The sequence below is a fragment of the Vibrio sp. KUL70 genome (genome assembly GCF_059725515.1).
Map to the genome: position 1 here is coordinate 538,751 of NZ_AP045835.1, position 25,347 is coordinate 564,097.

The following is a 25,347-nucleotide window of genomic DNA, read 5'->3' on the forward strand; positions in this document are numbered from 1 at the left end:
CAAACTCCCTTTATTCGCTAGAAAATAATTTGAATCAGTTTCGTGTTGATGAGCAAAGTATTGACGTTTTCTTTACCAAAAGCCAATCGCAGATGCAGGATCAAATCCTGCAAATTCAAATCATCATCGTTGTAAGCGATAAAAGTAGAATCACCGCAGAAGACGGCCAGCCGTCATGACTCAGCAGGAAGTGAGAGTGACTCAAACGGCACAGGCTTGCTGTATAAGTAGCCTTGATGAATAGCGACACCTCGAGAGACAAGATAGTCTGCTTGACTTTGTTCTTCTACTCCCTCAGCAACTAATTTCAAATCAAGGCCCTTTGCCATTGAGATAATGGCATCCAAGACGGGTGCTGTAACACTTTGGGAACCAATGCTATCAACAAAGCATTTATCAATTTTAAGGTAATCAATCGGAGTCGTTTCAAGCATTGCAAGAGAGGTTTGTCCTGTTCCGAAATCGTCTATCAGTATCTCTAAGCCATGCTGTCGTAAATACTCGATAGCGAATTTTGCTCGGTTATCGATTAGCTGGCGCTCCGTGATTTCTAAACCCAAGTGAATCTCACGAGCTCTCAATAAATCAGCTTGTTCAATGAGGAACTTCTGCTTATCTGAAGAAGCAAAGTAACCAGGTGGGAAGTTAATTCCTAAATGAAAGGCATGAGGAAAAGAATAAGGTGAGAAGTCGCTGATAGCTCTTTCGACAACAAGATCCGTCAGTTGATTGATCAAGTTAAACTCTTCTAAAGCAGGAATAAAGACATCTGGGAAGATCAGACCACGTTCAGGATGCCTCCAACGAACTAACGCTTCAACACCTGATAACTCACCTGTTTTACAATCAATTTGAGGTTGGTAGTGCAATATAAACTCTTTACGGCGAATCGCTTGTTTCACTTCATTGTCAAAACCCTGGTTCCGAATAAAATGCCGGCGAATAAAGTAGAAAGCAATATACACGACCAAAGTTCCAGGAATCGCAGCTAAAAAGTAGAACCAAGTTTTGTTTAATATCAGAACGTCGCTAGCAACTACTTGGATTTGATGTTGAGGGATGCCCGTTTCAGCAGTATAAGTAAACCACCCAGAGGCACGTGGGATGTCTGAAGGCGCTGAGTCTTTGCCTATAAAGAGCGCTGCTGAACTGATTCTGTCGTCGGTTCGATAGCCTAAGCTCGCACGCATGAAATCTAAATCTATGAGAGATACTGCGTAATACTCTTGCTCGTTTAGAACTCTCCTGTTTATTACTGCAACTGATAAATCCTTTTTCGATCTTGGCAACGATGCAAGCTGAAACACCTGAGGGGTCTGGCTAAGCGATTCAATATCGACAATTTCTCTGGTTCCCACTTCCCCCAAAGATGAGCAAACAATCTGATTATTAGAGACAATTTGCATCTCTAATATCTCCCGCTCATAACGAAGAACTTGCTGTAAAAAACCACACTGCTGTGGCGCAACTAGAGCAGATTTATTCTCTATTGAGACATTCAACACGATCCGGTGATAGTTTTCAGCATAGCCATCGCCCAATGAACGTAACGTATCTTTAACGCTCAAAAATGTAAGTATCACAACGGTACACATCACCAACACAATTGGGGCAAAGTAAACCAACCGAAGAGAACTCGTTGACTGTCTGATATTCAGTTTCATTTAGGGCTCAACCATTATTGAAGTGTGACAGGATAGGCACATCACTTGCGCAAGAAAATACCTCTAACACTCACTTGCTAGAGTATATTCTCCTCGGCAAAAGCCCCAATTAGGGTCGAGGCTAACGCTGCTGATTTATTAATAACTCATTAAAGTTATATTACTTGTTTGCAAAGTATTTTGCGATTTCTCTGTCATAGATTTCTTATTGGTTCTTACCCGTGTGAACAGAAAAAAACGTCACAACGAGATCTTAGTTCATGAAATATAAATATCGACCACCTTAGAACGCTGAGATCGAGAAAACTGCCCTCCTATCGAGTTTTTCTCCGCTATTTTCGGTCACTTACCAACCTAGAATGGGTTACACCCCATGAGCCCTCTAATGACTCACCGAACTAGAAAACAAGTTGATGATCACGACACCTGTCAGAATCAAAGCGATGCCGATGACTGCGTAGATATCGAGTTTTTGCCCATAAACCAGCCAAGATAGGGCTGCGACGAGTACGATGCCTGCGCCACACCAAATTGCGTATGCGACGCCAAGTGACATAGTTTGAACAGTAAGTGATAGAAGATAGAAAGCACAACCGTAACCAACCAGCACAGCGATTGAAGTTGGTATTGAGGTGAATTGATTGGTTTTAGGCAGCAGCGAGGTAGCAATAACTTCAAGGACGATGGCGAATGAAAGCATAACAGCGGGAGGAAGAGATAACAGCATAATTGGATCCACAACATAAAATACGGCGCTCAGAATATTTTAGTTTTATTTCCGATTCATGCGATTTTCAGTAAGCATTTATTATGACGTGCCTTAATAAATCTTAAGCCCTGACTTTAACCGCAAAGTGATTAAGAGTTCTTAAGCAATAGACGTATCTCCATTCTTTCTTCTTAAACCCAATCACAACTCTCAAGTTCTATTCTTGGTCTTCAACTTAATGCTGTCCAAAATACACATTATTACCTATTTGTAATAATCATTTTCAATTTAGTGGGATTATCAAACCAAGATGCCACACATATACTAGCCCCAACAAAACGAGAGAGCGGAAATAAACATGCTCAACTACGCTTAATACGTTGAGCATATTGAGATCAAACGTCCGCCTTAATGACACATATAGGAAGCATCCAATGACTATCGAAATCAAACCTGGTCAAACTCATATTCAATCTAAAGCTATGGTCGCTTGGAAAGCGGGTGAACCGCTAAAACGCGAAACTGTTGATGTTGAACTGCCAAAGGCAGGCGAAGTTCTTGTTCGTATTGTCGCGACTGGTGTTTGTCACACTGACGCATTCACACTATCAGGTGACGATCCAGAAGGTATCTTCCCATCTATTCTTGGTCACGAAGGTGGCGGTATCGTTGAAATGGTTGGCGAAGGTGTAACAAGCGTTGAAGTTGGCGACCACGTTATTCCACTTTACACTGCAGAATGTGGCGAGTGTAAATTCTGTAAGTCTGGTAAAACTAACCTTTGCCAAGCGGTTCGTGAAACTCAAGGTAAAGGCCTAATGCCAGATGGCACAAGCCGTTTCTCAATCAACGGTGAGACTATCTACCACTACATGGGTTGTTCAACTTTCTCTGAGTACACGGTTCTTCCTGAAATCTCACTGGCGAAAGTAAACAAAGAAGCGCCACTTGAAGAAGTCTGTCTTCTAGGTTGTGGTGTAACCACAGGTATGGGAGCGGTACTCAACACTGCGAAAGTTGAAAAAGGCGACAACGTTGCTGTATTTGGCCTGGGTGGTATCGGCCTTTCTGCAATCATCGGTGCTCGCATGGCTGGTGCTAACCGCATCATCGGTGTTGATATCAATGAGAGCAAATTCGAGCTAGCTAAACAGCTTGGCGCGACAGACTGCATCAATCCAATGAACTTCGACAAGCCAATCCAAGACGTTATCGTAGAGATGACAGATGGTGGCGTTGAGTACTCATTCGAGTGTATCGGTAACGTAAACGTGATGCGTCAAGCACTTGAGTGTTGTCACAAAGGTTGGGGCGAATCTGTAATCATCGGTGTTGCTGGCGCAGGCCAAGAGATCTCTACTCGTCCATTCCAACTAGTAACAGGTCGTGTATGGCGTGGTTCTGCTTTCGGTGGCGTTAAAGGTCGCTCTGAGCTTCCAGAAATCGTAAACCGTTACATGGCGGGTGAGTTTGGTCTTCAAGAGTTCATCACTCACACAATGAGCCTTGACGAAGTAAACGACGCATTCGACCTAATGCACAAAGGTGAGTCTATCCGTACTGTTCTACACATGGATAGATAATACCTAGCTTGGCTCTCACTTGGGAGCTAGCACATTGCCTTCACCACTTTTCGCCCGGGAAGTGGTGAACTCCCTTTGTTAAGAGTCGATTTAATCGACGAACTTACGATTTAAGACGTCCTTTAGCAAAGAGCAGAATTTTAGCTTTATCTTAATGATTCTCCAGACCAACAACCGAACGGAGCACAACTTAATGACTATCGAAAATATTAGCCAAGCCAAGGTTGCTGGTGGTTGGCACAAGCAATACACACACTTCTCGGCAACGCTAAACTGCAATATGCGTTTCGCTATTTTCCTACCACCAAACGCAAGCAAAGAGAACCCAGTGCCTGTTCTATACTGGCTTTCGGGTCTGACTTGTACTGATGAAAACTTCATGCAGAAAGCAGGGGCATTTAAAGCGGCAGCAGAGCAAGGTATCGCAATCGTAGCGCCAGATACTAGCCCTCGTGGAGAAGATGTTGCTGATGACGAAGCGTACGACATGGGTCAAGGTGCCGGCTTCTACCTGAACGCAACAAACGCTCCGTGGGACGCACACTACCACATGTACGATTATGTGGTGACTGAGCTTCCAGCGCTTATCGAGTCTTTCTTCCCTGTCACTCCGATTAAATCTATCTCAGGTCACAGCATGGGAGGGCATGGAGCCTTAACCATTGGCATTAAAAACCAAGAAAACTACCGCTCTATCTCTGCATTTAGCCCGATTAGCAACCCAATGCAATGCCCTTGGGGACAAAAGGCATTTAGCCAGTACTTAGGACTAGACATTGAAGAGTGGCGCCAGTACGACGCATCTGAACTTCTAAAAACCAAGGGCACTGTTTTACCTATGTTGGTTGACCAAGGCGAAGCCGATAACTTCTTGGTTGAGCAGCTTAAGCCAGAACAGCTAATTGAAGCAGCGAAAGTGACAAACTCGGATTTGGATCTTCGCATGCAGCCTGGTTACGACCACAGCTACTACTTCATCTCAAGCTTCATTGATGAGCATATTGAGTTCCATGCCGCTTATCTAAAACAGTAGTCACGCGTAAGTCTCCAAACCAGCACTGTAGGCTATCTACCAATGCCAGTCATATCTCGACTGGCATTTTTGATTCTTGATTACCTTAACCCACTGCGATCGCCAAGCTTGAGCTTCCATCGGATCTGGCCAGAACTCTTTCTGATGAGCAATAAGCCCGCGCTCTACCGTATGGAAAGTAACAGCGCGCGCCTTTTGTACTCCGTCCGTAATTGAAACATCTGTAACCACAGTATTTTGCTCTACAACAATCGAATGAATCTCAAACTGCCACTCTCCATGAGCGGGATAGTAGCTGTTGATGGCAACAAAGTTATCTCGACCTAAGGTTAGCTCGCCAGACTGCGGCCAATAGCCCTCAAAATCTTCACTCAGAAACTCACTGGCTTTAGCAAAATCATTCGATTTCATTGCTTCCCAGAATGAAACCACTACCTCTTTCGCATTCATGCTTCGACTCCCTTTTATTCTCAACCAGTGATGTAACAACTAAGCAAACAGCAGTAAAAATAACATTAGATTAGAATGGATTGCTGAATCGTTCTACTTGGCTTACGATGCAAATATCCCGTGACTATACAAGAGTGGCTTATGATAACTTGGCCTGCGTTTATCAAATTAGAAGGCGATCACGAACTGTTTTACATCGCGTCTCTCGAACAGCTGCAATCAGAAAGTCACGACCTCATCGTCGGTGAACAAGATTGTATTATCGATGCCAAAGGGCATGCTTATTCCCTCCTCACCTACACCACAACTGAACTTCTAGAGCGCCAACAAGGTACATACTCTTTAGAAGATGTAACCCAACTGATTCGTGCCCATGAGTTTCACAAGGTTCAAGTGTGCTTGACCAAAATACATTTTGTTACCATCGAAGAGGCGATTGAGTCGCTCGCGTTTGAGCTAGGTTAAGCAACGGGTCGATACGCTGTTTCAAGGCTTGCATCTTCAGCACTGCGGGCTACCATAGCCCACTTATATCCACCCTATTTTTGAAGGTTGCTATGAAAGCAATTAAAACCCTTTTCTTTTTGATGGTGCTGCTCAGCGGTCTCTTCACCGCTTGGCTATTTATTCCAATTCCAGCCACCATTGATAAGCAAACGCTCGACCTTCCACTGACAGAGCCGTTTAAGTTGGTCGCCTATCGCAGTAACCCGAATGACGCGACCAAGCCATTTACCTATCACTACTATGTGGTTTCAGACATCAGCGACGTCGACGACATGGACCCGTTCCTAATCACAACCGATCAGTTTGTGAAGCTTGGCGACTTCGACGAGAACACATTCAAGCTAACGGTAAACGGCAAGATAGAGAGCTACACCAACGATTTGTGGATTGAAAAATCTAACGGTAAGTTTCAGCACTGGTATGTCAGCGTTGATGCGAACTACGTTCGTTAAACACGAGCTCAAATAACCAAGACTTTAAAACTGCGCTCTGGCTCGCAAGCACTAACACCTTCCACGCACTAACACACCGTCAACCAAAGACCGAAATACAGAAATGCCCAAGTCACGTGACTTGGGCATTTTAAATTGACTATTAAGTCTTTTTTACGCAACTTTAGAAGAAGCCCAGCGGATTAGTATCGTAGCTGATCAGCAAGTTCTTGGTGTTTTGGTAGTGATCGAGCATCATCTTATGCGTCTCACGGCCGATGCCTGATTTCTTGTATCCACCAAACGCTGCATGCGCTGGATAAGCATGGTAACAGTTCACCCAAATACGGCCCGCTTCGATGTTACGACCCATGCGGTAAGCAAGGTTGGCATCACGAGTCCATACACCAGCACCCAAGCCATAATCTGTATCATTGGCGATCGCCAGTGCCTCTGCTTCATCTTTAAAAGTCGTTACCGCAATAACAGGGCCAAAGATCTCCTCTTGGAAAACACGCATCTTGTTGTGACCCGCCAGCATGGTTGGCTGGATGTAATAGCCGTTACCAAGATCATCTGGCTGTTGCGCGATTTCACCACCAGTGAGAACTTTCGCACCCTCTTGGCGGCCAATCTCTAGATAGCTAAGAATCTTATCGAACTGCTCTTGAGAGGCTTGTGCGCCTACCTGAGTGTCGGTATCGAGCGGGTTTCCTTGCTTGATGGTTTGAGCGCGCTCAACCACTTTCGCAATGAACTTGTCGTATACCGATTCGTGGATCAGCACACGTGAAGGACAGGTACACACCTCACCTTGGTTAAAGAATGCCAGCAACATACCTTCAACACACTTATCTAAATACTCATCTTCATGATCAAAGATATCCGGGAAGTAAATGTTTGGAGACTTACCGCCCAGCTCTACCGTTGATGGGATCAAGCTTTCAGCCGCACATTTTAGAATATGATGACCAACCTCAGTCGAGCCTGTAAATGCTAGCTTAGCAATGCGATCGCTCGTCGCTAGGGCTTGCCCCGCTTCACTACCGAAACCATTAACAATGTTAACCACGCCAGCAGGTAGAAGATCTGCAATCTTTTCCATCAATACTAAGATTGAAGTCGGCGTTTGCTCTGCAGGTTTCATCACCACACAACAACCTGCCGCGAGTGCTGGAGCCAGTTTCCAAGCCGCCATTAAGATTGGGAAGTTCCAAGGAATGATCTGACCGACTACGCCAATTGGCTCTGGGAAGTGGTAGCTAGCGGTGTTTGAATCAAGCTCCGCTGCACTGCCTTCTTGCGCTCGAATACAACCCGCAAAGTAACGGAAGTGATCCACAACTAACGGGATGTCTGCCGCCAGAGTTTCACGAACTGGTTTGCCGTTTTCCCATGTCTCAGCAACCGCGATCTCTTCTAGGTTCGCTTCAATTCGGTCCGCAATTTTAAGTAAGATATTCGAGCGTTCAGCAACACTGGTCGCCGCCCAACTTGCACGCGCTGCATGTGCTGCGTCTAGTGCTAACGAGATGTCCGCTTCTGTCGAGCGCGCTACTTGGCAATAAACTTGTCCATTGACCGGTGAGCGATTATCAAAATATTCGCCAGACGTAGGTTTGACCCACTCCCCTCCAATAAAGTTATCGTACTGAGCCTTAAAATTGACGACTGCATTGTCACTGCCAGGCTGTGCGTAAATCATAGTGAGATCCTTCTGTGATTGTCTAAGTATTTGAAAATTCGCCATGTCATGTTCATGGTTTCTGTTTAAAACACTGTCATTTCGTGTTTTGTTCACATACCAAACAACGCAAGTCACACGCCAACATCGAAAACCTTGTTGTTAACAACTTGTAAAACTATGATTACCAAACGTTTACAACCAATGGTGAGTTGGAATTGAATCGTCGTACGGAGATTGCTCCAGTGTTCAACTGTTCCAAATTGGTACACCTTTACTGTAACAACATGGAACAGTTATGCAGATTCAACATACAAATCCTACAGAGTGGCTAACTTCATCTTGGCATCGCAGCAGTGAGGCGGGATTAAAACCCAGAAAACTGCCCGACGACATTCGACTGCCAAATGCGATGCTCAAAGAGCGTCGTTTTCACTCATCGCAGCTCATTGAAACTGTGCAACGCATGGCCCTGCCGCTGTTTAACCAGACTTTTGCCCGTAGTGACAGTCGACTCATATTGACCGATACCGACGGGGTGATACTGGCGAGTTGGGGACAGAAGCGCTTTGAAGAGAAGCTCACCAGTATTGCATTGAGCTCAGGAGCGTGTTGGAAGGAACAACTCAAGGGCACCAATGCCATTGGCACCGCGCTAATTGAAGCCAAACCTGTGACGATTATTGGTGAACAACACTTCATTCATCAGCACCGTTTTATCAGTTGTTCAGCGAACCCTATTTTTGATCATCAAGGGCAGATGGTCGGCATTTTAGATATCACCAGTGAGCAGCAGCAACACGACAGTTCAGTACAGTTGTTGGTGCAGAATATGGTCCAGTTGGTAGAGAACCAATTGCTCAACCACATTCCGCAAGGCTCCACTCGCATCGACCTCGCATGTGAAAAGTCACTGCTGCACAGCGGTTGGCAAGGCATTGTCATTGCTAATGAAGCGGGAGAGGTATTGGCACACAATCAAGTTGCATCACAGCTGTTGCAACAGGGCTCAATACTCGGTGAAAGTATTGACCAGCTCTTCAATCGATCTGAATCGTCTTTTGTGTTTGAGAAAAAGAGCCTCAACACACCCTCACCAAAACGCAGCCGCGCAATCACTGCCTCATGTGAGTTACACCATGGCGATCAACAGATAGAACAAGCGTGGCAACAAGCCAGTAAAGTCATAGATAAAGACATCAGCCTTCTGATACTTGGAGAAACAGGTGTTGGTAAAGGCGAGTTTGTCAAAGCACTGCATAAGCAGAGTCAACGCAACAACAGTCCTTTGGTGGCCGTAAATTGTGGTGCCCTACCGAAAGATTTGATTGAGTCTGAGCTGTTTGGTTATGCGCCGGGGGCTTTTACTGGCGCAAACAAACAAGGTTTTCAAGGCAAGATCCGTCAAGCTGACAAAGGGATCTTATTTTTGGATGAGATTGCTGATATGCCGTTAGAAGCTCAGTGTCGTTTACTTCATGTCTTGCAGGACAAATCGGTAGTGCCAGTTGGTTCTAACCAAAGCTATCAAGTCGATTGCCAGATCATAGCAGCGACCCACAAAGACTTGACCCAGCTCGTCGAAACAGGTCAATTCAGACAAGATCTTTACTATCGTCTCAATGGTTTGATATTCACCCTACCAAGCCTCAGTCAAAGACAAGATAAACAGGAATTGATTGAAGCCATCTATCGCAAATACGCAGAGTCAGAACAAACTATCTGTTCGCACCTGATGTCTCTGTTTTGCTCCTATCCGTGGCCAGGCAACATTCGTGAACTGGATAATCTACTCAAAGTATCCGCTTTAATGTCGAGCGGTGAGCCGCAACTAAAACTAGAGCATGTTCCTTTACAGCTAGCCGAGCAACTGGCGAATCAAAGCCCTATCACTTGCACTCAAGCGCCATGTAATAACGATCTGCAAAGCACAGTGGAAGAGACCTTAGTTCAAACCTATCAAGCGAACCAAGGCAACATCAGTAAAACGTCGAGGGTGCTTGGTATTAGTCGTAACACCATTTATCGCAAGCTTAAGCGACTGGGTATTTTGCAATAGACGCTTATGTAGAATTGAGAACTCTGATAGCCTTAATGAGAGAGGTTGAGATCGCCCAGTCGATTTAAAAGATCTTTGTCTAACAGAGGGTGATGTTGAGTACCCAATATCAGAGCTATCTCTACAGCGGGGAGTGAGGGCATGTTTTCGAGGATCTTAAGCTCCGGCGGTACGCTCAATTTACCCATCGCCCCAACAGCTAAGCCAGCTCTCACAATGGCGCTCTGAGCCGATGCTGTATTGCTACAAGCCAGTAATCGATAGGCGGTGCCTTGCTTGGTTAACCCGTTCACTGCGGCTGCGTGGTACTTACAATCGGTTTGAAACAGCGCCAACGGCAGCGATTCATGAGTATCGAAATCAAAGTCTTGGCTCGCTATCCACACCCCAACATCATTGGCCAGCCAGTAACCCTCTTCACTATCAGGCGCACGCGTAACAATCGCTGCATCAAGTCGGCCATCATCGAGCCATTCACGTAGCGTAATACTTGGTTGGCTGAATACCTGAATCGAACAAGTGGGTTCAGCTTCCATCAACACCTCAATAAACTTAGGCAACAAAGTGTCGTTGTAGTCTTCAGGACAACCCAGTCTCAGCGGCTGTTTGTTCTCGTAACATTTGACCTGTTTCAGCGCCGTATTGTGTAACGCCACGAGTTGTTCAGCATGAGAACGCAGTGCTAAACCAGCTTCGGTTAGCACAAGGTTGCGCCCCTCTTTTTGGAACAGGGTGACGTTGAGCTCTTCCTCTAACTTGCGCATCTGAGCGCTAAATGCAGACTGAGTGCGGTTTATCTGTTTGGCAGCTCGGGTGAAACTGCTGGTTTCGACAAAGGCGAGAAAGCCCCTTAGCGCATCAATATCCATATCGATTTGGTACCCATCGTTTTTATTAATGTATTACATCAAAATTATCCGTTAGTGGCGCGCAATACAATCTCTTAAGCTGATAGTCAGACAAACTTAACGCAAGGAAGCCTCTATGAAACTCTTCATCGCTAATCAAAATTACTCTAGCTGGTCACTTCGTGCTTGGTTGATTTTAGCTCAGCACAACCTCGACGCCGAGATCACCAAACTGACACTATTCACACCAGAATTCTATGAAACGCTTTCTGAGATCACTCCAACAGCAAAAGTGCCAACACTGGTCGATGACAACATCACAGTGTGGGACTCGTTTGCGATTTTAGAATACATCAACGAAGTACACCTCGGTGGTGCCGCATGGCCGGAGTCTGCGTCAGAGCGTGCTCACGCTCGAGCGATATCAGCAGAGATGCACTCTGGCTTTTTTGCTCTAAGAGAAGAGCTCCCGATGAACTGCCGAGCGCGTAGAAAAGTGATATTAAGTGAGGCGGCTAAGAAAGATATTGAGCGAGTGGATACCCTATGGTCCGAACAAGGTGAAAAGTACTCTGATGGTTGGCTCTTCGGCGAGTGGTCTATCGCTGATGCCATGTATGCGCCTCTTGCTCTAAGGTTCAGAACCTATGGCATCGAACTTTCAGAAGCTGCGACTCGCTATCAAGAGCGTGTACTTAATAGCCCTGCCATTGTTAGATGGTTAGAAGAAGCAAGCCTAGAGACAGATATTGTCGAAGAGGATGAAGCTGGCGAGCCGGTTTAGGATTTGAAAAGATTGAATTTAATGAGGCTCGGTGTGAGCCTCATTGGTTTGGTCGCAACCTGCCGACGCTGCAAGTTTTCAATATTGCATCGAGATACCTTTGAGACTTTCAGAAAATATTGAGCCCAAAAACACCCTTCACATCAAACAGAACTTTGGCTGTTTTTTCTCTCGAACGCTGGCTGCCAATAGATAAGATTTCCAATAGCTGAGCCTTATCATCAAGGTACTCGGCCCTACGTGCTCTGATTGGGCGAAGCATCTCTTGCAGACACTCTTCCAAGACTTTCTTGGTCGTGCCATCACCTAACCCACCACGTCGATAGTGCTCTTTAAGCTGCTCAACGTAATTCCTATCTGAGTGGAACGCATCAAGGTAAGTGAACACCACATTTCCTTCTACAGTGCCAGGGTCTTCAACTCGCAGGTGGTTTGGGTCGGTGTACATAGATTTTACAGCTGTAGAGATCTCTTTTTCACTCGCGCCCAAATTGATGGCATTGCCCATAGACTTCGACATCTTGTTCTTACCGTCAGTACTGGGTAAACGCGGAGCATTACTGAGCAGAGGTCGGCTCTCATTCAAAATGGTACGTCCAGCTAAACCATTTACCTTTCTCACGATCTCATTGGTTTGCTCTAACATTGGTAACTGGTCGTCCCCAACAGGCACTAATGTAGCGTTAAAGCCCGTAATGTCGGCGGCTTGAGAGATAGGATAAGTTAAGAAGCCTGCCGGAATAGATCGCTCAAAGCCCTTGTTTTGAATCTCACTTTTCACTGTAGGATTGCGTTCTAATCGACTGATAGAGACAAGGTTGCTGTAGTACATGGTCAGCTCTGCAAGCGCAGGAACTTGTGACTGAAGGCAGATCGTGGTTTGAGAAGGGTCAATGCCAACAGCTAAATAATCAGCCACCACGTTTAAGATGTTGGAAGAGACTTTACTTGGGTTGTGCGCGTTATCCGTTAAGCCTTGCATGTCCGCGACCAGAATCGTCTGCTCATGTTGTGATTGCAAAGCCACACGCTGCTTGAGTGAACCCACGTAATGGCCCAAGTGCAGAGGACCTGTGGCTCTGTCACCAGTAAGGATAATTTCTTTTGGATCAGTGTGTTGATTGGTTTTCATAATGGTATCTCCTAGTAAAAATAAACCGCTACTGGAGATACAAAAGAGATGACATTCTTAGCTACCTACCAGCAGCTTAAGAATGTAAGAATCCCGCGCCGCTCTAATTAGAGCGCCACCAGATAATGAATGATGAAAGTGTAGGATTCGTTTGCATTCATTCAATTTAACAACAACATCTTATAAATTCAACCATCAAACAAATACAAAAACAGCGCCTTAATCAGCGCTGTTTTTATTACTAACTCATTGATATTTATATCAGCCTATAAACACCTTAGCTAACACGTAGCCTAAGCAACATGCACCCACCACACCAATCAAACCGACAGACATGAATGAGTGATTGAAGTACCACTTACCAATCTTAGTGGTGCCTGAAACATCGAAGTTCACTGTTGCGATGTCTGATGGGTAGTTAGGAATAAAGAAGTAGCCGTAAACTGCTGGCATCAAGCCGATAAGCAGTGCTGGGTCTAACCCTAGACCAAGACCTACCGGCAGCATCATACGTGCGGTTGCTGCTTGAGAGTTCACCACTACAGATACAATGAATAACGCCAGTGCGAACGTCCATGGGTAGTGAGTTACCATCTCAACGATGCCCGACTTAAACTGAGGCATGGCGTATTGGAAATAAGTATCCGACATCCAAGCGATACCGAAGATTGCGATCGCCGCCACCATGCCTGATTTGAATACCACACCATTTGGCACGTCACGCGGATCGGTTTTAGTCGCCAGCAAAATGATACCGCCGAAACAGAGCATCATCATTTGGATGATCACCGACATCTTGATTGGTTTTTCACCGTCTACTATGGTTCTGATCTCTGGCACCATCGCCACAATAACGATCACCACAATTGAAAGTAGAAAGATCAATACAGCATTACGAGCCGACGTTGGTAGCACTTCATCTAAAGAAGTCGCAGTGGTGCTTTCAATGCGCTTTTTCCACTCTGGGTCTTTTAGTCTCGCTTGGTAGTCAGGATCGTCATTTAGCTCTTTACCGCGCTTCAAGCTGTACAGAGACAATAACAACGTACCAAACAGCGTTGCAGGTACAGTTACAAGCAAGATAGACAATAAAGTAATCGAGTGCTGAATATCAGACAGCTGCGCCAAGTAGTAAACCACGGCTGCTGAGATTGGAGACGCGGTAATAGCCAATTGTGAAGCCACTGAAGCGGCTGCCATTGGACGTTCTGGACGGATACCATTTTTAAGCGCAACATCGCCGATGATAGGCATGATTGAGTAAACTGCATGGCCTGTGCCTAAAAGGAATGTCATCGAGTAAGTCACAAACGGCGCTATCAAAGTCACGCGTTTCGGGTTCTTTCTTAACACCCTCTCCGCCACTTGCAGCATGTATTTCAAACCACCAGCGGCTTCTAAGATGGAAGCACAGGTCACAACCGCAAGAATAATCAGCATTACCGTGACTGGTGGTGAGGTTGGTGGCATCTTAAAAATGAAGACCTCAATCACCAAACCAATACCAGAAACAACACCCAAACCTATACCGCCATATCGAGAACCGATATAGAGGACAACTAACAAAAATAGAAACTCAAAATACAACATAAGCTACCCTACCTAAAACATGGAATAGGGATATTTTCTCTATATGGTCAACGATTTACTTATTGCTAGGTCACACTCTAATTGACCATTCTAATAGATTGTTTTTTATAAGATTATGGTCACGGTAACAGAGCAAAAAGTATCTAGATTGTGATCATTTACCTTCATAACGACGCCGATTTGTTATGCACACTAATATTCATTGTTTCTGTTAGAACGCGGAAATCTATAAAACAAACCCATCAGATCCAATCGTTATTAAGGCAATGATATGCATATGATTTTTCTCAGACATCAAGGGAGTATTGAAGACGAATCAACATATTATTGAACGTTTATTCACGGAGCTTTAACTCGCCTAAGTTATTCGGGTGTGTCAAAATAGCCACTTTCCGTTAAGACGATGGTACAAGAACCGCAACTATGAAATTCCAAGCAGCAATTTTTGATATGGATGGGCTACTTCTGGATACCGAGCGCCTGTGTATGCAGATTTTTGAAGAAGCATGTCACGCACAAGGGGTCCCTTTTCTAAAAGATGTTTACCTCGGCATCATCGGCTGCAATGCTAAAACCATCGAACAAATTTTCCGCAACGGTTACGGCGAAGATCTCGACTATCCGGCCCTCAATAATGAGTGGCGCACTCGCTACAGTGCAATCGTAAAGAACCAGGCTATTCCCGTAAAAGAGGGCGTGATTGAGCTCTTAGAGTGGTTGAAATCAAACAACATTCCAGCGGCAGTTGCGACTTCGACCCAACTGGATATCGCCAAGAAGAAACTTGAGTTAGCAGGGTTAGATTCTTACTTCACATCTCTAAGCACTGGCTGTGAGGTAACGAATGGTAAGCCACATCCAGAGATCTACCTATTAGCGGCAGAACGTCTTGGCGTTGCTCCGGAATCATGCCTTGCCTTTGAAGACTCCAACAACGGTATCCGCGCTTCTATGGCCGCCAACATGATAAGCTTCCAAATCCCCGACTTGGTCGAGCCATGTGAAGAGGTGAAAGCACTCGGCCACACCATTAGCCCATCACTACACGATGTGCTGGCTCAACTACAAAAAGAAGCCGCCTAAAAACTCGAAGTAATTTGGAACCCGTCATGACCCAAGAAAAATTTGAAACCATTTATCAAAGAGCAGCTCACCGTAAGGGTGGCGAAGCTGAACTTGAGAAGATCGTTCGCAAGCCACTGACCCACGATGAACTGATGCAGATCAGTGATGATCGCTGGCTCGCTGCCTTTACCGAAAAAGTATTTCAGTGTGGTATTTCTTGGAGTGTAGTGAGGAAGAAATGGCCTCAATTTGAAGAGGTATTCTTTGAGTTCGATGTTGAGAAGATGTTGATGCTACCGAACGAGATGTGGGAGCAAAAAGCGCAAGACCCTCGCATTATTCGCCACCTAACCAAAGTCATGACGATCCCGGCGAACGCGATGATGATCCGCAACGCTCAGCGTGAATACGGCAGCTTCGCTCAAATGGTTGCAGAGTGGCCATCAGAACGCATTACCGAACTTTGGGATCACCTTAAAAAGCACGGTAAACGGCTCGGTGGTAACACTGGTGCCTACACCCTACGTCAAATGGGTAAAGATACGTTTATCTTGTCGACAGACGTCGAAGCACACCTGCGCACAACGGGTGTTATCGACAGCGGACGCAACACCAAACGTGCTCAACAAGCGGCAAGTAACGCGTTTAACGAGTGGCAGCAACAGTCAGGAAGAAGCTTGAGTGAGATAAGCCAAATTGTTGCCTACAGTGGCGGCGATAACCGCGTTTAACACAGCGAAGAGTCACCACTTCGACAAATCATATTGGAAAGATCTCATACTCAGCGGCACAGTTTTCGGGCAAGATGAAACTGTGTCTCAATTGTTATCAGATATGCGCAAACTCTCTAACCTATTGGTCTCTAGCAGTAGCATTGTATGGATAAGTGTATACAATATAGAGTAATACCAGTGCAATATGCTCAACAATCCCTACTCGACTAAACAAGGGCATTTATCTCTATGACAGCTCTCAAAAACTCTGTCTCAAAAGGTGTAAAAACAAAAGTAACGGGGCAAACCCAAGATGACGTTGTTTACTGCCATATCTTCGATGCGATACTAGAACAAAGGCTGCCACCAGCCACCAAGCTGAGCGAAGAAGCATTAGCAGAAATCTTTGGCGTAAGCCGCACCATCATCCGTCGTGCCTTACTGCGTCTATCGTTAGAACAAGTTGTGGTTATTCGACCAAATCGAGGCGCCGTGATTGCCGCACCAACGGTTGATGAAGCAAAACAGATTTTCAAAGCACGTGAAGTGATGGAGTTGGCCATCACTGAACTTGCGGTTAATAACGCCACCAAAGCTCAAATTCAAGAATGCAGAAAACTGGTTGCGAAAGAGAACTGCGCCTTTGAACAAGGCGATTACGGATCGGGCCTGCGACTGTCTGGCGAGTTCCACATCAAACTTGCTGAAATGGCAGAAAACGCACCACTATTGGCTTTCCAACGTAGCTTAGTTTCACAAACTTCTCTTTTAATCGCCCAGTACGAAACAGGTACTCATTCAAACTGTTCTCAGGACGAGCATGAGCAGCTACTTGATGCCATTGAGTCAGGTGACGAAGAGCAAGCGGTTGATTTAATGCGTGAACACTTGAACCATATTCGCTCTAAGCTCAATCTAGACAGCAGCACCGCATCTAGCGATCTGCATGTGGTTTTCTCTGATCTTCTCAAGAGCAAGTCCTAGTTCGAACACTTTCTGAACAAGTTAATCCCTCTCTAAAAGCGAGTTCTGAACTCGCTTTTTTCATGCCTGGTACCAAAAGTCATACTCTCTCACAACTCATTTTCTGTGCTTTTTGTTCGCTTTACTATCGAATTTTGCCCCACAGCCACGACCGAATACTCACCAAAACCCTCCAATTATCCAAACATTATTTGTATACATAGAAGTAAATTAATTCTCCCTATTAAATCCTCAATTTCCAAATTTACTCAATTAAAAACAACAAATTAAAACCAAAAAATTATTGTATACAATCTTAACCAAAACCTCTTTGTTGCATTTTTGTAAATAAATAGTTGACCACAGGGTCAGGATGAATAATTATTGACCAAGAAGTCAAAAAAATTACACATGGAATATGTCGATATACAAGGAGGTCTCTTGATTACTTTTTTGCTCAATCAGGAAATAAGACACGAAGACAATCTGTCGCCGAATATGACCGTACTTAACTACCTTCGTACCAACGTCAAGAAGACAGGTACCAAAGAGGGTTGCGGTTCAGGCGATTGCGGTGCGTGTACTGTGGTGTTAGGTGAAGTGGTAGACGGGCAATTACAGTATCGCTCAGTAAACTCATGCTTAACGTTCGTTTCTGCTCTGCACGGCAAGCAACTGATTACCGTCGAAGATCTACAGAACCGAGATCGCTCTCTGCACCCTGTACAACAAGCGGTTGTGGATTTTCATGGCTCACAGTGTGGCTACTGTACACCGGGATTCATCATGTCGATGTTCGCGCTTGGCAAGAACAAACCTAACGCTAGCAAAGAAGATGTGATGGAGTCTCTGGCAGGCAATTTATGTCGCTGTACGGGTTACCGACCAATTGTTGATGCTGCGATGTCTTTGTCTACAGACCAACCTCTTATCGACCAATTCGCTGAACTTGAACGCAAAACCATTGAAAAGTTAGAGAGCATTCAAGGCACTGAAGCAAACCTTCGTTTAGGTCACCTCACGGCATTCTCTCCTAAAAGTATTGATGAACTAGCAAAACTGTACATCGCTCACCCGAAAGCTAAGCTGGTTGCAGGCGGCACCGACCTAGCACTGGAAGTCACGCAGTTTCACCGTGAGATTGAAACCCTTATCAGCGTCAACCTTGTCGAAGACATGAAGCTGTGTAAAGAGACAGACACTGACCTTATCATCGGTGCTAACCTTCCAATCAGTGACGCTTACTCACTACTGAAAAAACACTACCCAGACTTTGGCGAACTGCTTCACCGCTTTGCGTCACTGCAAGTACGTAACCAAGGCACTATTGGCGGCAACGTAGCCAATGCTTCCCCTATCGGTGATACGCCTCCGCTACTGATTGCGTTAGATGCCAAGATCAAACTGCGCTGTGGTAATGAGTCGCGCACCATGCCGATCGAAGATTACTTTATCAGCTATAAAATCACCGCTCAGAAAGAGAGTGAGTTTATTGAGCAGATCATTATTCCTAAACCAAGTAGCGATAGCTTCCGCGCTTACAAGCTCTCCAAACGTCTAGATGATGACATTTCTGCCGTGTGTGGCGCCTTCGACATTCAGGTGGAAGAAGGCAAAGTAACGCACGCTCGTATCGCCTTTGGTGGTATGGCTGCAACGCCTAAGCGCGCAGCTCGTTGTGAAAATACGTTATTAGGCAGCCCTTGGACAGAGGCTACAATTAAAGAAGCGATGCAAGAACTGTATCAAGACTTCGAGCCACTCTCTGATTTTCGAGCAAGCCAAGAGTATCGCTCATTGTCGGCAGCCAATATGTTGCGCCGTTACTTCATTGAACAGCAGAACAAGCACAATCAAATCGAAACAAGGGTAACGTCTTATGTCTAACAAAAACAAACAGGCGATGACCCATGAAGAGATGGTAACCATCGCAAAACAAGATCTTAAAACTGGCGTGGGTAAAAGCGTTAAACACGACAGCGCAGCAAAGCAAGTAACGGGCGAAGCGGTCTACATCGATGACCGTTTAGAGTTCCCAAACCAACTGCACGTCTACGCGCGCCTTAGTACTCAAGCACATGCAAAAATCACCAAAATTGACGTATCGCCGTGTTACGAATTTGAAGGCGTAGCTATCGCAATTCAAGCTAAAGACGTACCGGGCGAACTGGATATCGGTGCCATCCTTCCTGGCGATCCGCTACTCGCAGACGGCAAAGTCGAATTCTACGGCCAGCCAGTGATTGCTGTGGCGGCCAACGATTTAGAAACGGCACGCAAAGCAGCGCACGCCGCCATCATTGAATACGAAGAACTGCCAGCGATTCTCGATGTAAAAGAAGCTTTAGCTAAAGAGCACTTCGTGACAGAGAGCCACACACAACAACGTGGTGATTCAAAAGCGGCACTAGCCAAAGCCAAACATGTGATATCTGGTGATCTCGAGATCGGCGGTCAAGAACACTTCTACCTTGAAACTCAAGTCAGTAGTGTAATGCCGACTGAAGACGGTGGGATGATTGTTTACACCTCGACACAAAACCCGACTGAAGTACAAAAATTGGTTGCAGAAGTGCTTGGGGTGCCAATGCACAAAGTCGTGATTGATATGCGCCGCATGGGTGGTGGCTTTGGTGGTAAAGAAACTCAAGCAGCATCTCCTGCGTGTATCGCTGCAGTCGTCGCCAGTCTAACCGGTCGACCAACTAAAATGCGCCTACTGCGTAACGAAGATATGCAGCAGACGGGCAAACGTCATCCATTCTACAACCAATACACGGTCGGTTTTGATGACAACGGCGTAATTCAAGGTGCCGATATTACCGTAGCAGGTAACTGTGGCTACTCGCCTGACCTTTCAAGCTCGATTGTTGACCGCGCGATGTTCCACTCAGACAACGCTTACTACCTTGGCGATGCAACCGTGGTAGGACACCGCTGCAAAACCAACACCGCATCTAACACCGCTTACCGTGGTTTCGGCGGTCCTCAAGGCATGATGACAATTGAACACATCATGGATGAGATCGCTCGTTACCTGAAAAAAGATCCATTGGAAATACGTAAGGCGAACTATTACGGCGAAGAAGGCCGTAACGTGACCCATTACTACCAAACCGTTGAAGACAACTTTCTTCCTGAGATAACCGAACAGCTTGAACGCAGCAGTGACTACCACGCTCGCCGTAAAGAAATTGATGAGTTCAACAAGCAGAGCCCTATCTTGAAAAAAGGCTTGGCAATCACTCCGGTGAAATTCGGCATCTCGTTTACCGCAACTTTCTTGAACCAAGCTGGTGCGCTTATCCATATCTACACCGATGGCAGTATTCATTTGAATCACGGCGGTACGGAAATGGGCCAAGGCTTGAACATCAAAGTGGCGCAAATCGTTGCAGAGGAGTTCCAAGTCGATGTCGAACGTATCCAGATCACCGCTACAAACACAGACAAAGTTCCGAACACATCACCAACCGCGGCCTCATCGGGCGCCGACCTCAATGGTAAGGCCGCGCAGAACGCCGCAATAACGATTAAACAACGACTGATCGACTTTGCAGCCTCGCACTTCAAAGTCTCGCAAGAAGAAGTGGTATTCAAGAACGGTATGGTACAGATCCGCGACGAGATCATGACCTTCAACGCGTTTGTCGAACTGGCTTGGTTTAACCAAATCTCGCTCTCCAGCACTGGCTTCTACCGCACTCCGAAGATCTATTACGATCACGAGAAAGCGCGCGGCCGTCCGTTCTACTACTACGCTTACGGCGCGTCATGTTCTGAAGTGATCATCGATACACTAACAGGTGAGAACAAAATTCTGCGCGTCGATATCTTGCACGATGTAGGGGCTTCATTGAACCCTGCTATCGATATCGGTCAAGTAGAAGGGGGCTTCGTTCAGGGCGCTGGCTGGCTCACCACCGAAGAGTTGGTATGGAATGAGCAAGGCCGCCTAATGACCAATGGCCCTGCAAGTTACAAGATCCCAGCGATTGCCGATATGCCGATAGATTTTAGAACGCATCTATTGGAGAACCGCAGTAACCCAGAAGACACCGTCTTCAACTCGAAAGCGGTTGGTGAACCACCGTTTATGTTGGGGATGTCTGTGTGGAGTGCACTCAAAGATGCCATTAACTCAGTCGCCGTCGATGGGGCAATTCCGAAGCTAAATACACCCGCGACACCAGAGCGCATTCTGATGGCCGTTCAAGCCGTTTCAGAGCCCGCTAAGGTATCGGTCGACAGTGAGCAAGAGACGGCGTAGTGATTAGGGCGTGTTGATCTTTCGAGCTGGTTTTTGCAGCGAGTTGCTGGGTATTTATACAAGGCAGAGGCTTTGATGTGTAGTTAGCCTACATGAGAAGCCGATAACGCAGTAGAAATGACCAGCAAACGCTGCCCGAAGGGTTCGGCTAAAAGCGTTTTACTCTTTGTTGAGGGAGATTTGCTTAGAATGACTAGGCTACTTCTCCCTCGCCGCGATTAAAACGCTTTTATCTCGAACAAAATTTAACCACGAAAGGTCAACACGCCCTAACATCATCAAGCTGTGACGAACAGGTAACAAGGACACTCGCTAGTCCGCAGTATTGAGCAAGGAGCTCTATAGACTGGCGTAAGAAGCATCAAGCTGGAGCTTTTGGAGGAAGTATGTTTAAGGATAATTGGATTCACGAACTGGCAAAACTGGAAGAGAACTACGAGCCGTGTGTCATGGTGACGGTTCTTGAAGATCGAGGTTCTGTGCCTCGTGATGCCGGAACAAAAATGCTGGTCACTCGCGATCGCATCATTGCGACCATTGGCGGCGGCCACCTTGAACATGTTGCGACTAAAATGGCGCGCGAGATGCTGATCGCCAGCGAAAAGTCCCTCAAAGTCGAACGCTTCAACCTTGGTGCTCGCCTTGGCCAATGTTGTGGCGGGATGGCTACTCTGAGCTTCGAGCCGATTGGTACTCAACAGAACCATCTGGTGCTATTTGGTGCAGGCCATGTGGCTAAGGCGCTATTGCACATTGTCGCCACTCTGCCTTTCCGCGTAACGTGGATTGATGAACGCGAAGAAGTGTTCCCAGAAACCTTACCTCAAGGCGTTAAAAAGCTTGTCACTGACGACCCAGTCGGTGAAGTGAAACAGATGCCACCAAACAGTTACTACCTAGTGATGACCCACAACCACCAGCTCGATTTCGACCTTGCTAAAGCCATCATTGATCGTGAAGACAGTCGTTACTTCGGCATGATTGGCTCACTAACAAAACGCAAGAAGTTTGACTTCCGCTTGGAACAACGCGGCTATAGCCGAGAGCAGATCAACACCATGATTTGTCCGATTGGTATTAGCTCTGTGAATGGAAAACATCCTGCAGAAATCGCGGTATCGGTTGCCGGTGAACTAATCGCACACTATCAGGGACAAGCGCTTGAACAGAAGCGCCCGACCCAACATTATCAAACTGAGGATCGTAACGATCCCAAGCAAACAAGCGATGTAGACGAACACCCTCTGGAAGAGAAAATCGCCTAACACAAATCGCAGACTCCAGTCGCCACAACCTGACTGGAGGGCATTAAAAGGAAGTAAACATGACAACGCAACGCAAAGCTTATCGCGCCAGTATTCTTCATAGCGTGGCCGACCCAAAGGATGTCGGTTTAGAAGAATCGTATGAGTATTTTGAAGACGGTATTTTAGTGGTTGAGAATGGCCATGTGGTTGATTTGGGCAGTGCCGATGATGTGCTTGCTCGTCAGCCAAAAAACCTCGATATCAAAGAGTACAAAGATAAGCTGATCACCTCAGGGTTTATCGATACTCATATCCACTACCCACAAACCGGTATGATTGCATCGTATGGCGAACAGTTGCTTGACTGGCTTGAGAACTACACCTTCCCAGAAGAGAAACGCTTTAAAAACCCAGTCTACGCGCACAAAGTGGCGAAGCTATTTCTGGATGAATTGGCAAGCAACGGTACAACCACAGCCCTAGTGTTCGGTACCGTTCATAAAGAGTCGGTCAACGTATTCTTTGAAGAAGCGGAAAGACGTAACCTACGCATGATCGCAGGCAAGGTGCTGATGGATCGCAACGCACCAGATTACCTAACCGATACACCAGAATCAGGCTATGTTGATTCAAAAGAGCTGATCGAAAAATGGCACAATCGTGGTCGCTTGCTGTATGCAGTGACTCCTCGTTTTGCGCCAACGAGCACCCCGGAGCAGCTGGCAACCGTAGGTAAACTGTTAGAAGAGTATCCAGATGTGTACATGCACACTCACCTTTCAGAGAACGAGAAAGAGATTGAGTGGGTGAAGGCTCTGTTCCCAGAACGCGACAGTTACCTAGATGTATACGACCACTATGGCTTGCTGCACAAACGTTCGGTTTTCGCACACGGCATTCACTTGTCTGATTGCGAGTGTAAGCGTTTAGCCGATACTGAATCTGCTATCGCTTTCTGCCCAACCTCAAACCTATTCTTGGGTTCAGGTCTGTTCAGACTGCCTGAAATGGAAGAGCACGGGATCCGTGTTGGTATGGGTACCGATGTGGGCGCTGGTACAAGTTTCTCTATCCTACAGACCATGAGCGAAGCGTATAAGATCATGCAGCTTCAACATAAGAAACTACACCCAGCTAAGTCGCTGTTTTTGGCCACGTTAGGTGGTGCACGATCTCTTCATCTAGAGGACAAAATCGGTAACCTGGAAGTGGGCAAAGAGGCAGATTTCGTGGTTCTCGACATGCACGCGACTCAACTAATGCGCTTTAGAATGGAGCAAGCAACTAAGCTTGAAGAGAAACTGTTTGTATTGATGAGTCTTGGAGATGACAGAACCGTCAGCGAAACATACGTCTACGGTGAAAAGGCGTACGACGCTAATTTCAAAGAGTACAAAAAACTCGTCAGTTAGGCTTAAAAACGAGTAACACCCGCTAGGTAACAACGACAATCGTTGTCAATAATCCGTCCAGATTCGCCTAGCTTTCTATTCACCTCGCCTTCTAAGACCAGTCGCCCCCCTGCCTCTGGTCTTTTTTGCATCCTAATCAAATAAACATAATTAAATTATCACTGTGTGCTAAATGCCCACGACGTAACCGATTTATGTTGGTAACTTAAGAGAATTATGCAAGTTGCTCAACCTTCCGAATCTATGTTGAGCATACCCCTATTTATCCGTTACTTAGAAAAGGAATTCTATGTTCGAGCAGGTTGTTGGCATTCTGTTTCCCGTTTTTGCGCTCGCTGCTGCTGGCTTTGCCGTGGGTCGTTGGCTCAAGCCCGACTTTAAGCCTATCAACCGCATCAATATGGACGTGTGTATCCCTGCCTTAGTGTTTGCCTCACTCGCAACCATGCCGCTAGATACTGAGCAAGTACCACTAATTACCGCCTCGTTGGTCGCAGTATTAGTACCTGCCGTATTAATGATTCCAATCTGCAAGATCTTTAAGCTCAACTTCAAAGCTTGGGCACCTCCGCACATGTTTCGCAACAGCGGTAACCTTGCGATCCCACTATTCACCTATACCTTTGGTGAGACGGCTTTAGCGCCAGCAGTACTATTGTTCGTGGTTTCTGCTTGCATCCATATCAGTTTGGGGTTGGTGTTGTTAAGTGAAGGGAACCCGCTAAAGCAGATCGTCAAGATGCCGATTTTCCTTGCTGCAGCCGTGGCAATGACGCTCAATTTATCTGGTGTCGCGGTGTGGAATCCGCTTTACGAAGCCACATCGCTACTGGGACAAGCAGCCGTGCCAATCATGCTGCTATCCCTTGGCTCACAAATGGTCAACCTAAGACTCAGCGGCCTCAAGGTCGGTTTACTATGCACGGTTCAGTCTCTGTTCACCGGAGCCGTCGCTTTCGGCATCATTTACTTCTTTATTCCACTACCAACTCTACAGCTTCAAATGATGGTTCTGTTCACCATGCTGCCACCAGCGGTAATGAACTACTTGTTTGCTGAACGCTTCAACGTTGAGCCACCTAAGGTTGCCTCTATGGTGCTGTTTGGCAACTTCTTAAGTATCGTGACCTTACCGATACTGCTGACGTTTGCTCTATCGTTTGAGTAAGGCTACTTTTGCTGTTGGCAATAATGACGAGCACA

At 46.1% G+C, this 25,347-nt stretch carries 21 protein-coding genes; 14 read left to right on the forward strand and 7 right to left on the reverse strand.

Going from position 1 to position 25,347, the window contains the following annotated elements:
• Positions 1–173: 173 nt before the first annotated feature.
• Positions 174–1,664 (reverse strand): EAL domain-containing protein, encoded by a 1,491-nt coding sequence (locus AC6I7V_RS16475; protein ID WP_498012285.1) that lies wholly within the window; start codon positions 1,662–1,664, stop codon positions 174–176.
• 382 nt (positions 1,665–2,046) lie between these two features.
• Positions 2,047–2,391, reverse strand: coding sequence for a DMT family transporter (locus tag AC6I7V_RS16480; RefSeq protein ID WP_498012286.1), 345 nt, complete (start codon positions 2,389–2,391; stop codon positions 2,047–2,049).
• 416 nt (positions 2,392–2,807) lie between these two features.
• Here AC6I7V_RS16480 and AC6I7V_RS16485 point away from each other — a divergent pair, with 416 nt between their 5' ends.
• Positions 2,808–3,956: an S-(hydroxymethyl)glutathione dehydrogenase/class III alcohol dehydrogenase gene (locus tag AC6I7V_RS16485; protein ID WP_032553487.1), complete on the forward strand. Its 1,149-nt coding sequence runs from the start codon at positions 2,808–2,810 to the stop codon at positions 3,954–3,956.
• Between the two features lie 193 nt (positions 3,957–4,149).
• Positions 4,150–4,989: an S-formylglutathione hydrolase gene (gene fghA, locus AC6I7V_RS16490; RefSeq protein WP_498012287.1), complete on the forward strand. Its 840-nt coding sequence runs from the start codon at positions 4,150–4,152 to the stop codon at positions 4,987–4,989.
• 36 nt (positions 4,990–5,025) lie between these two features.
• On the opposite strand, the gene AC6I7V_RS16495 is transcribed toward fghA, so the two are convergent.
• Positions 5,026–5,439, reverse strand: a complete 414-nt coding sequence (locus tag AC6I7V_RS16495; RefSeq protein ID WP_498012288.1) for a nuclear transport factor 2 family protein — start codon at positions 5,437–5,439, stop codon at positions 5,026–5,028.
• A gap of 141 nt (positions 5,440–5,580) precedes the next feature.
• Between AC6I7V_RS16495 and AC6I7V_RS16500 the strand changes: the two genes are divergently transcribed.
• Positions 5,581–5,904, forward strand: coding sequence for a DUF4144 family protein (locus AC6I7V_RS16500; protein ID WP_498012289.1), 324 nt, complete (start codon positions 5,581–5,583; stop codon positions 5,902–5,904).
• Between the two features lie 92 nt (positions 5,905–5,996).
• On the forward strand, positions 5,997–6,398 hold the full coding sequence (locus AC6I7V_RS16505; protein ID WP_498012290.1) for a hypothetical protein: 402 nt from the start codon (positions 5,997–5,999) through the stop codon (positions 6,396–6,398).
• Between the two features lie 163 nt (positions 6,399–6,561).
• On the opposite strand, the gene exaC is transcribed toward AC6I7V_RS16505, so the two are convergent.
• Positions 6,562–8,082, reverse strand: a complete 1,521-nt coding sequence (gene exaC, locus AC6I7V_RS16510) for an acetaldehyde dehydrogenase ExaC (RefSeq protein WP_255232392.1) — start codon at positions 8,080–8,082, stop codon at positions 6,562–6,564.
• A 277-nt stretch (positions 8,083–8,359) separates the two neighbouring features.
• Here exaC and AC6I7V_RS16515 point away from each other — a divergent pair, with 277 nt between their 5' ends.
• Positions 8,360–10,120: a sigma-54-dependent Fis family transcriptional regulator gene (locus AC6I7V_RS16515; RefSeq protein WP_498012291.1), complete on the forward strand. Its 1,761-nt coding sequence runs from the start codon at positions 8,360–8,362 to the stop codon at positions 10,118–10,120.
• Positions 10,121–10,152: 32 nt separating this feature from the next.
• On the opposite strand, the gene AC6I7V_RS16520 is transcribed toward AC6I7V_RS16515, so the two are convergent.
• On the reverse strand, positions 10,153–10,989 hold the full coding sequence (locus AC6I7V_RS16520) for a LysR family transcriptional regulator (RefSeq protein WP_255232390.1): 837 nt from the start codon (positions 10,987–10,989) through the stop codon (positions 10,153–10,155).
• Between the two features lie 115 nt (positions 10,990–11,104).
• On the opposite strand from AC6I7V_RS16520, the gene AC6I7V_RS16525 reads away from it, so the two are divergent.
• Positions 11,105–11,752: a glutathione S-transferase family protein gene (locus AC6I7V_RS16525; protein ID WP_255232389.1), complete on the forward strand. Its 648-nt coding sequence runs from the start codon at positions 11,105–11,107 to the stop codon at positions 11,750–11,752.
• Between the two features lie 109 nt (positions 11,753–11,861).
• Here the strand turns inward: AC6I7V_RS16525 and trpS are convergent, their stop codons facing one another.
• Entirely contained in the window at positions 11,862–12,884 is a 1,023-nt protein-coding gene (gene trpS, locus AC6I7V_RS16530) for a tryptophan--tRNA ligase (RefSeq protein ID WP_498012292.1), read from the reverse strand.
• Positions 12,885–13,145: 261 nt separating this feature from the next.
• Positions 13,146–14,474 (reverse strand): anaerobic C4-dicarboxylate transporter, encoded by a 1,329-nt coding sequence (locus AC6I7V_RS16535; protein WP_498012293.1) that lies wholly within the window; start codon positions 14,472–14,474, stop codon positions 13,146–13,148.
• Between the two features lie 423 nt (positions 14,475–14,897).
• On the opposite strand from AC6I7V_RS16535, the gene AC6I7V_RS16540 reads away from it, so the two are divergent.
• The 8 genes from AC6I7V_RS16540 to AC6I7V_RS16575 all read left to right on the forward strand — a co-directional run bounded on the left by AC6I7V_RS16540 (position 14,898) and on the right by AC6I7V_RS16575 (position 25,312).
• Positions 14,898–15,557 carry an HAD family hydrolase gene (locus AC6I7V_RS16540; protein ID WP_498012294.1) on the forward strand — a complete coding sequence of 220 codons (660 nt, stop codon included), beginning with the start codon at positions 14,898–14,900 and terminating at the stop codon, positions 15,555–15,557.
• 26 nt (positions 15,558–15,583) lie between these two features.
• Positions 15,584–16,270: a DNA-3-methyladenine glycosylase I gene (locus AC6I7V_RS16545; RefSeq protein ID WP_255232386.1), complete on the forward strand. Its 687-nt coding sequence runs from the start codon at positions 15,584–15,586 to the stop codon at positions 16,268–16,270.
• Positions 16,271–16,501: 231 nt separating this feature from the next.
• The gene (locus AC6I7V_RS16550; protein WP_498012295.1) at positions 16,502–17,236 is read left to right on the forward strand and encodes a GntR family transcriptional regulator; all 735 of its coding nucleotides are present in this window, start codon (positions 16,502–16,504) and stop codon (positions 17,234–17,236) included.
• A 477-nt stretch (positions 17,237–17,713) separates the two neighbouring features.
• Entirely contained in the window at positions 17,714–19,102 is a 1,389-nt protein-coding gene (gene xdhA / locus AC6I7V_RS16555) for a xanthine dehydrogenase small subunit (protein ID WP_498012358.1), read from the forward strand.
• Positions 19,095–21,485, forward strand: coding sequence for a xanthine dehydrogenase molybdopterin binding subunit (gene xdhB, locus AC6I7V_RS16560; protein WP_498012296.1), 2,391 nt, complete (start codon positions 19,095–19,097; stop codon positions 21,483–21,485). Before xdhA ends, xdhB begins: the two co-directional genes overlap by 8 nt.
• Before the next feature lie 386 nt (positions 21,486–21,871).
• On the forward strand, positions 21,872–22,750 hold the full coding sequence (gene xdhC / locus AC6I7V_RS16565; RefSeq protein ID WP_390518242.1) for a xanthine dehydrogenase accessory protein XdhC: 879 nt from the start codon (positions 21,872–21,874) through the stop codon (positions 22,748–22,750).
• A gap of 59 nt (positions 22,751–22,809) precedes the next feature.
• Positions 22,810–24,144 (forward strand): guanine deaminase, encoded by a 1,335-nt coding sequence (gene guaD, locus AC6I7V_RS16570; protein WP_498012297.1) that lies wholly within the window; start codon positions 22,810–22,812, stop codon positions 24,142–24,144.
• A gap of 289 nt (positions 24,145–24,433) precedes the next feature.
• Entirely contained in the window at positions 24,434–25,312 is an 879-nt protein-coding gene (locus AC6I7V_RS16575; RefSeq protein WP_498012298.1) for an AEC family transporter, read from the forward strand.
• The last annotated feature ends 35 nt before the right edge of the window (positions 25,313–25,347 follow it).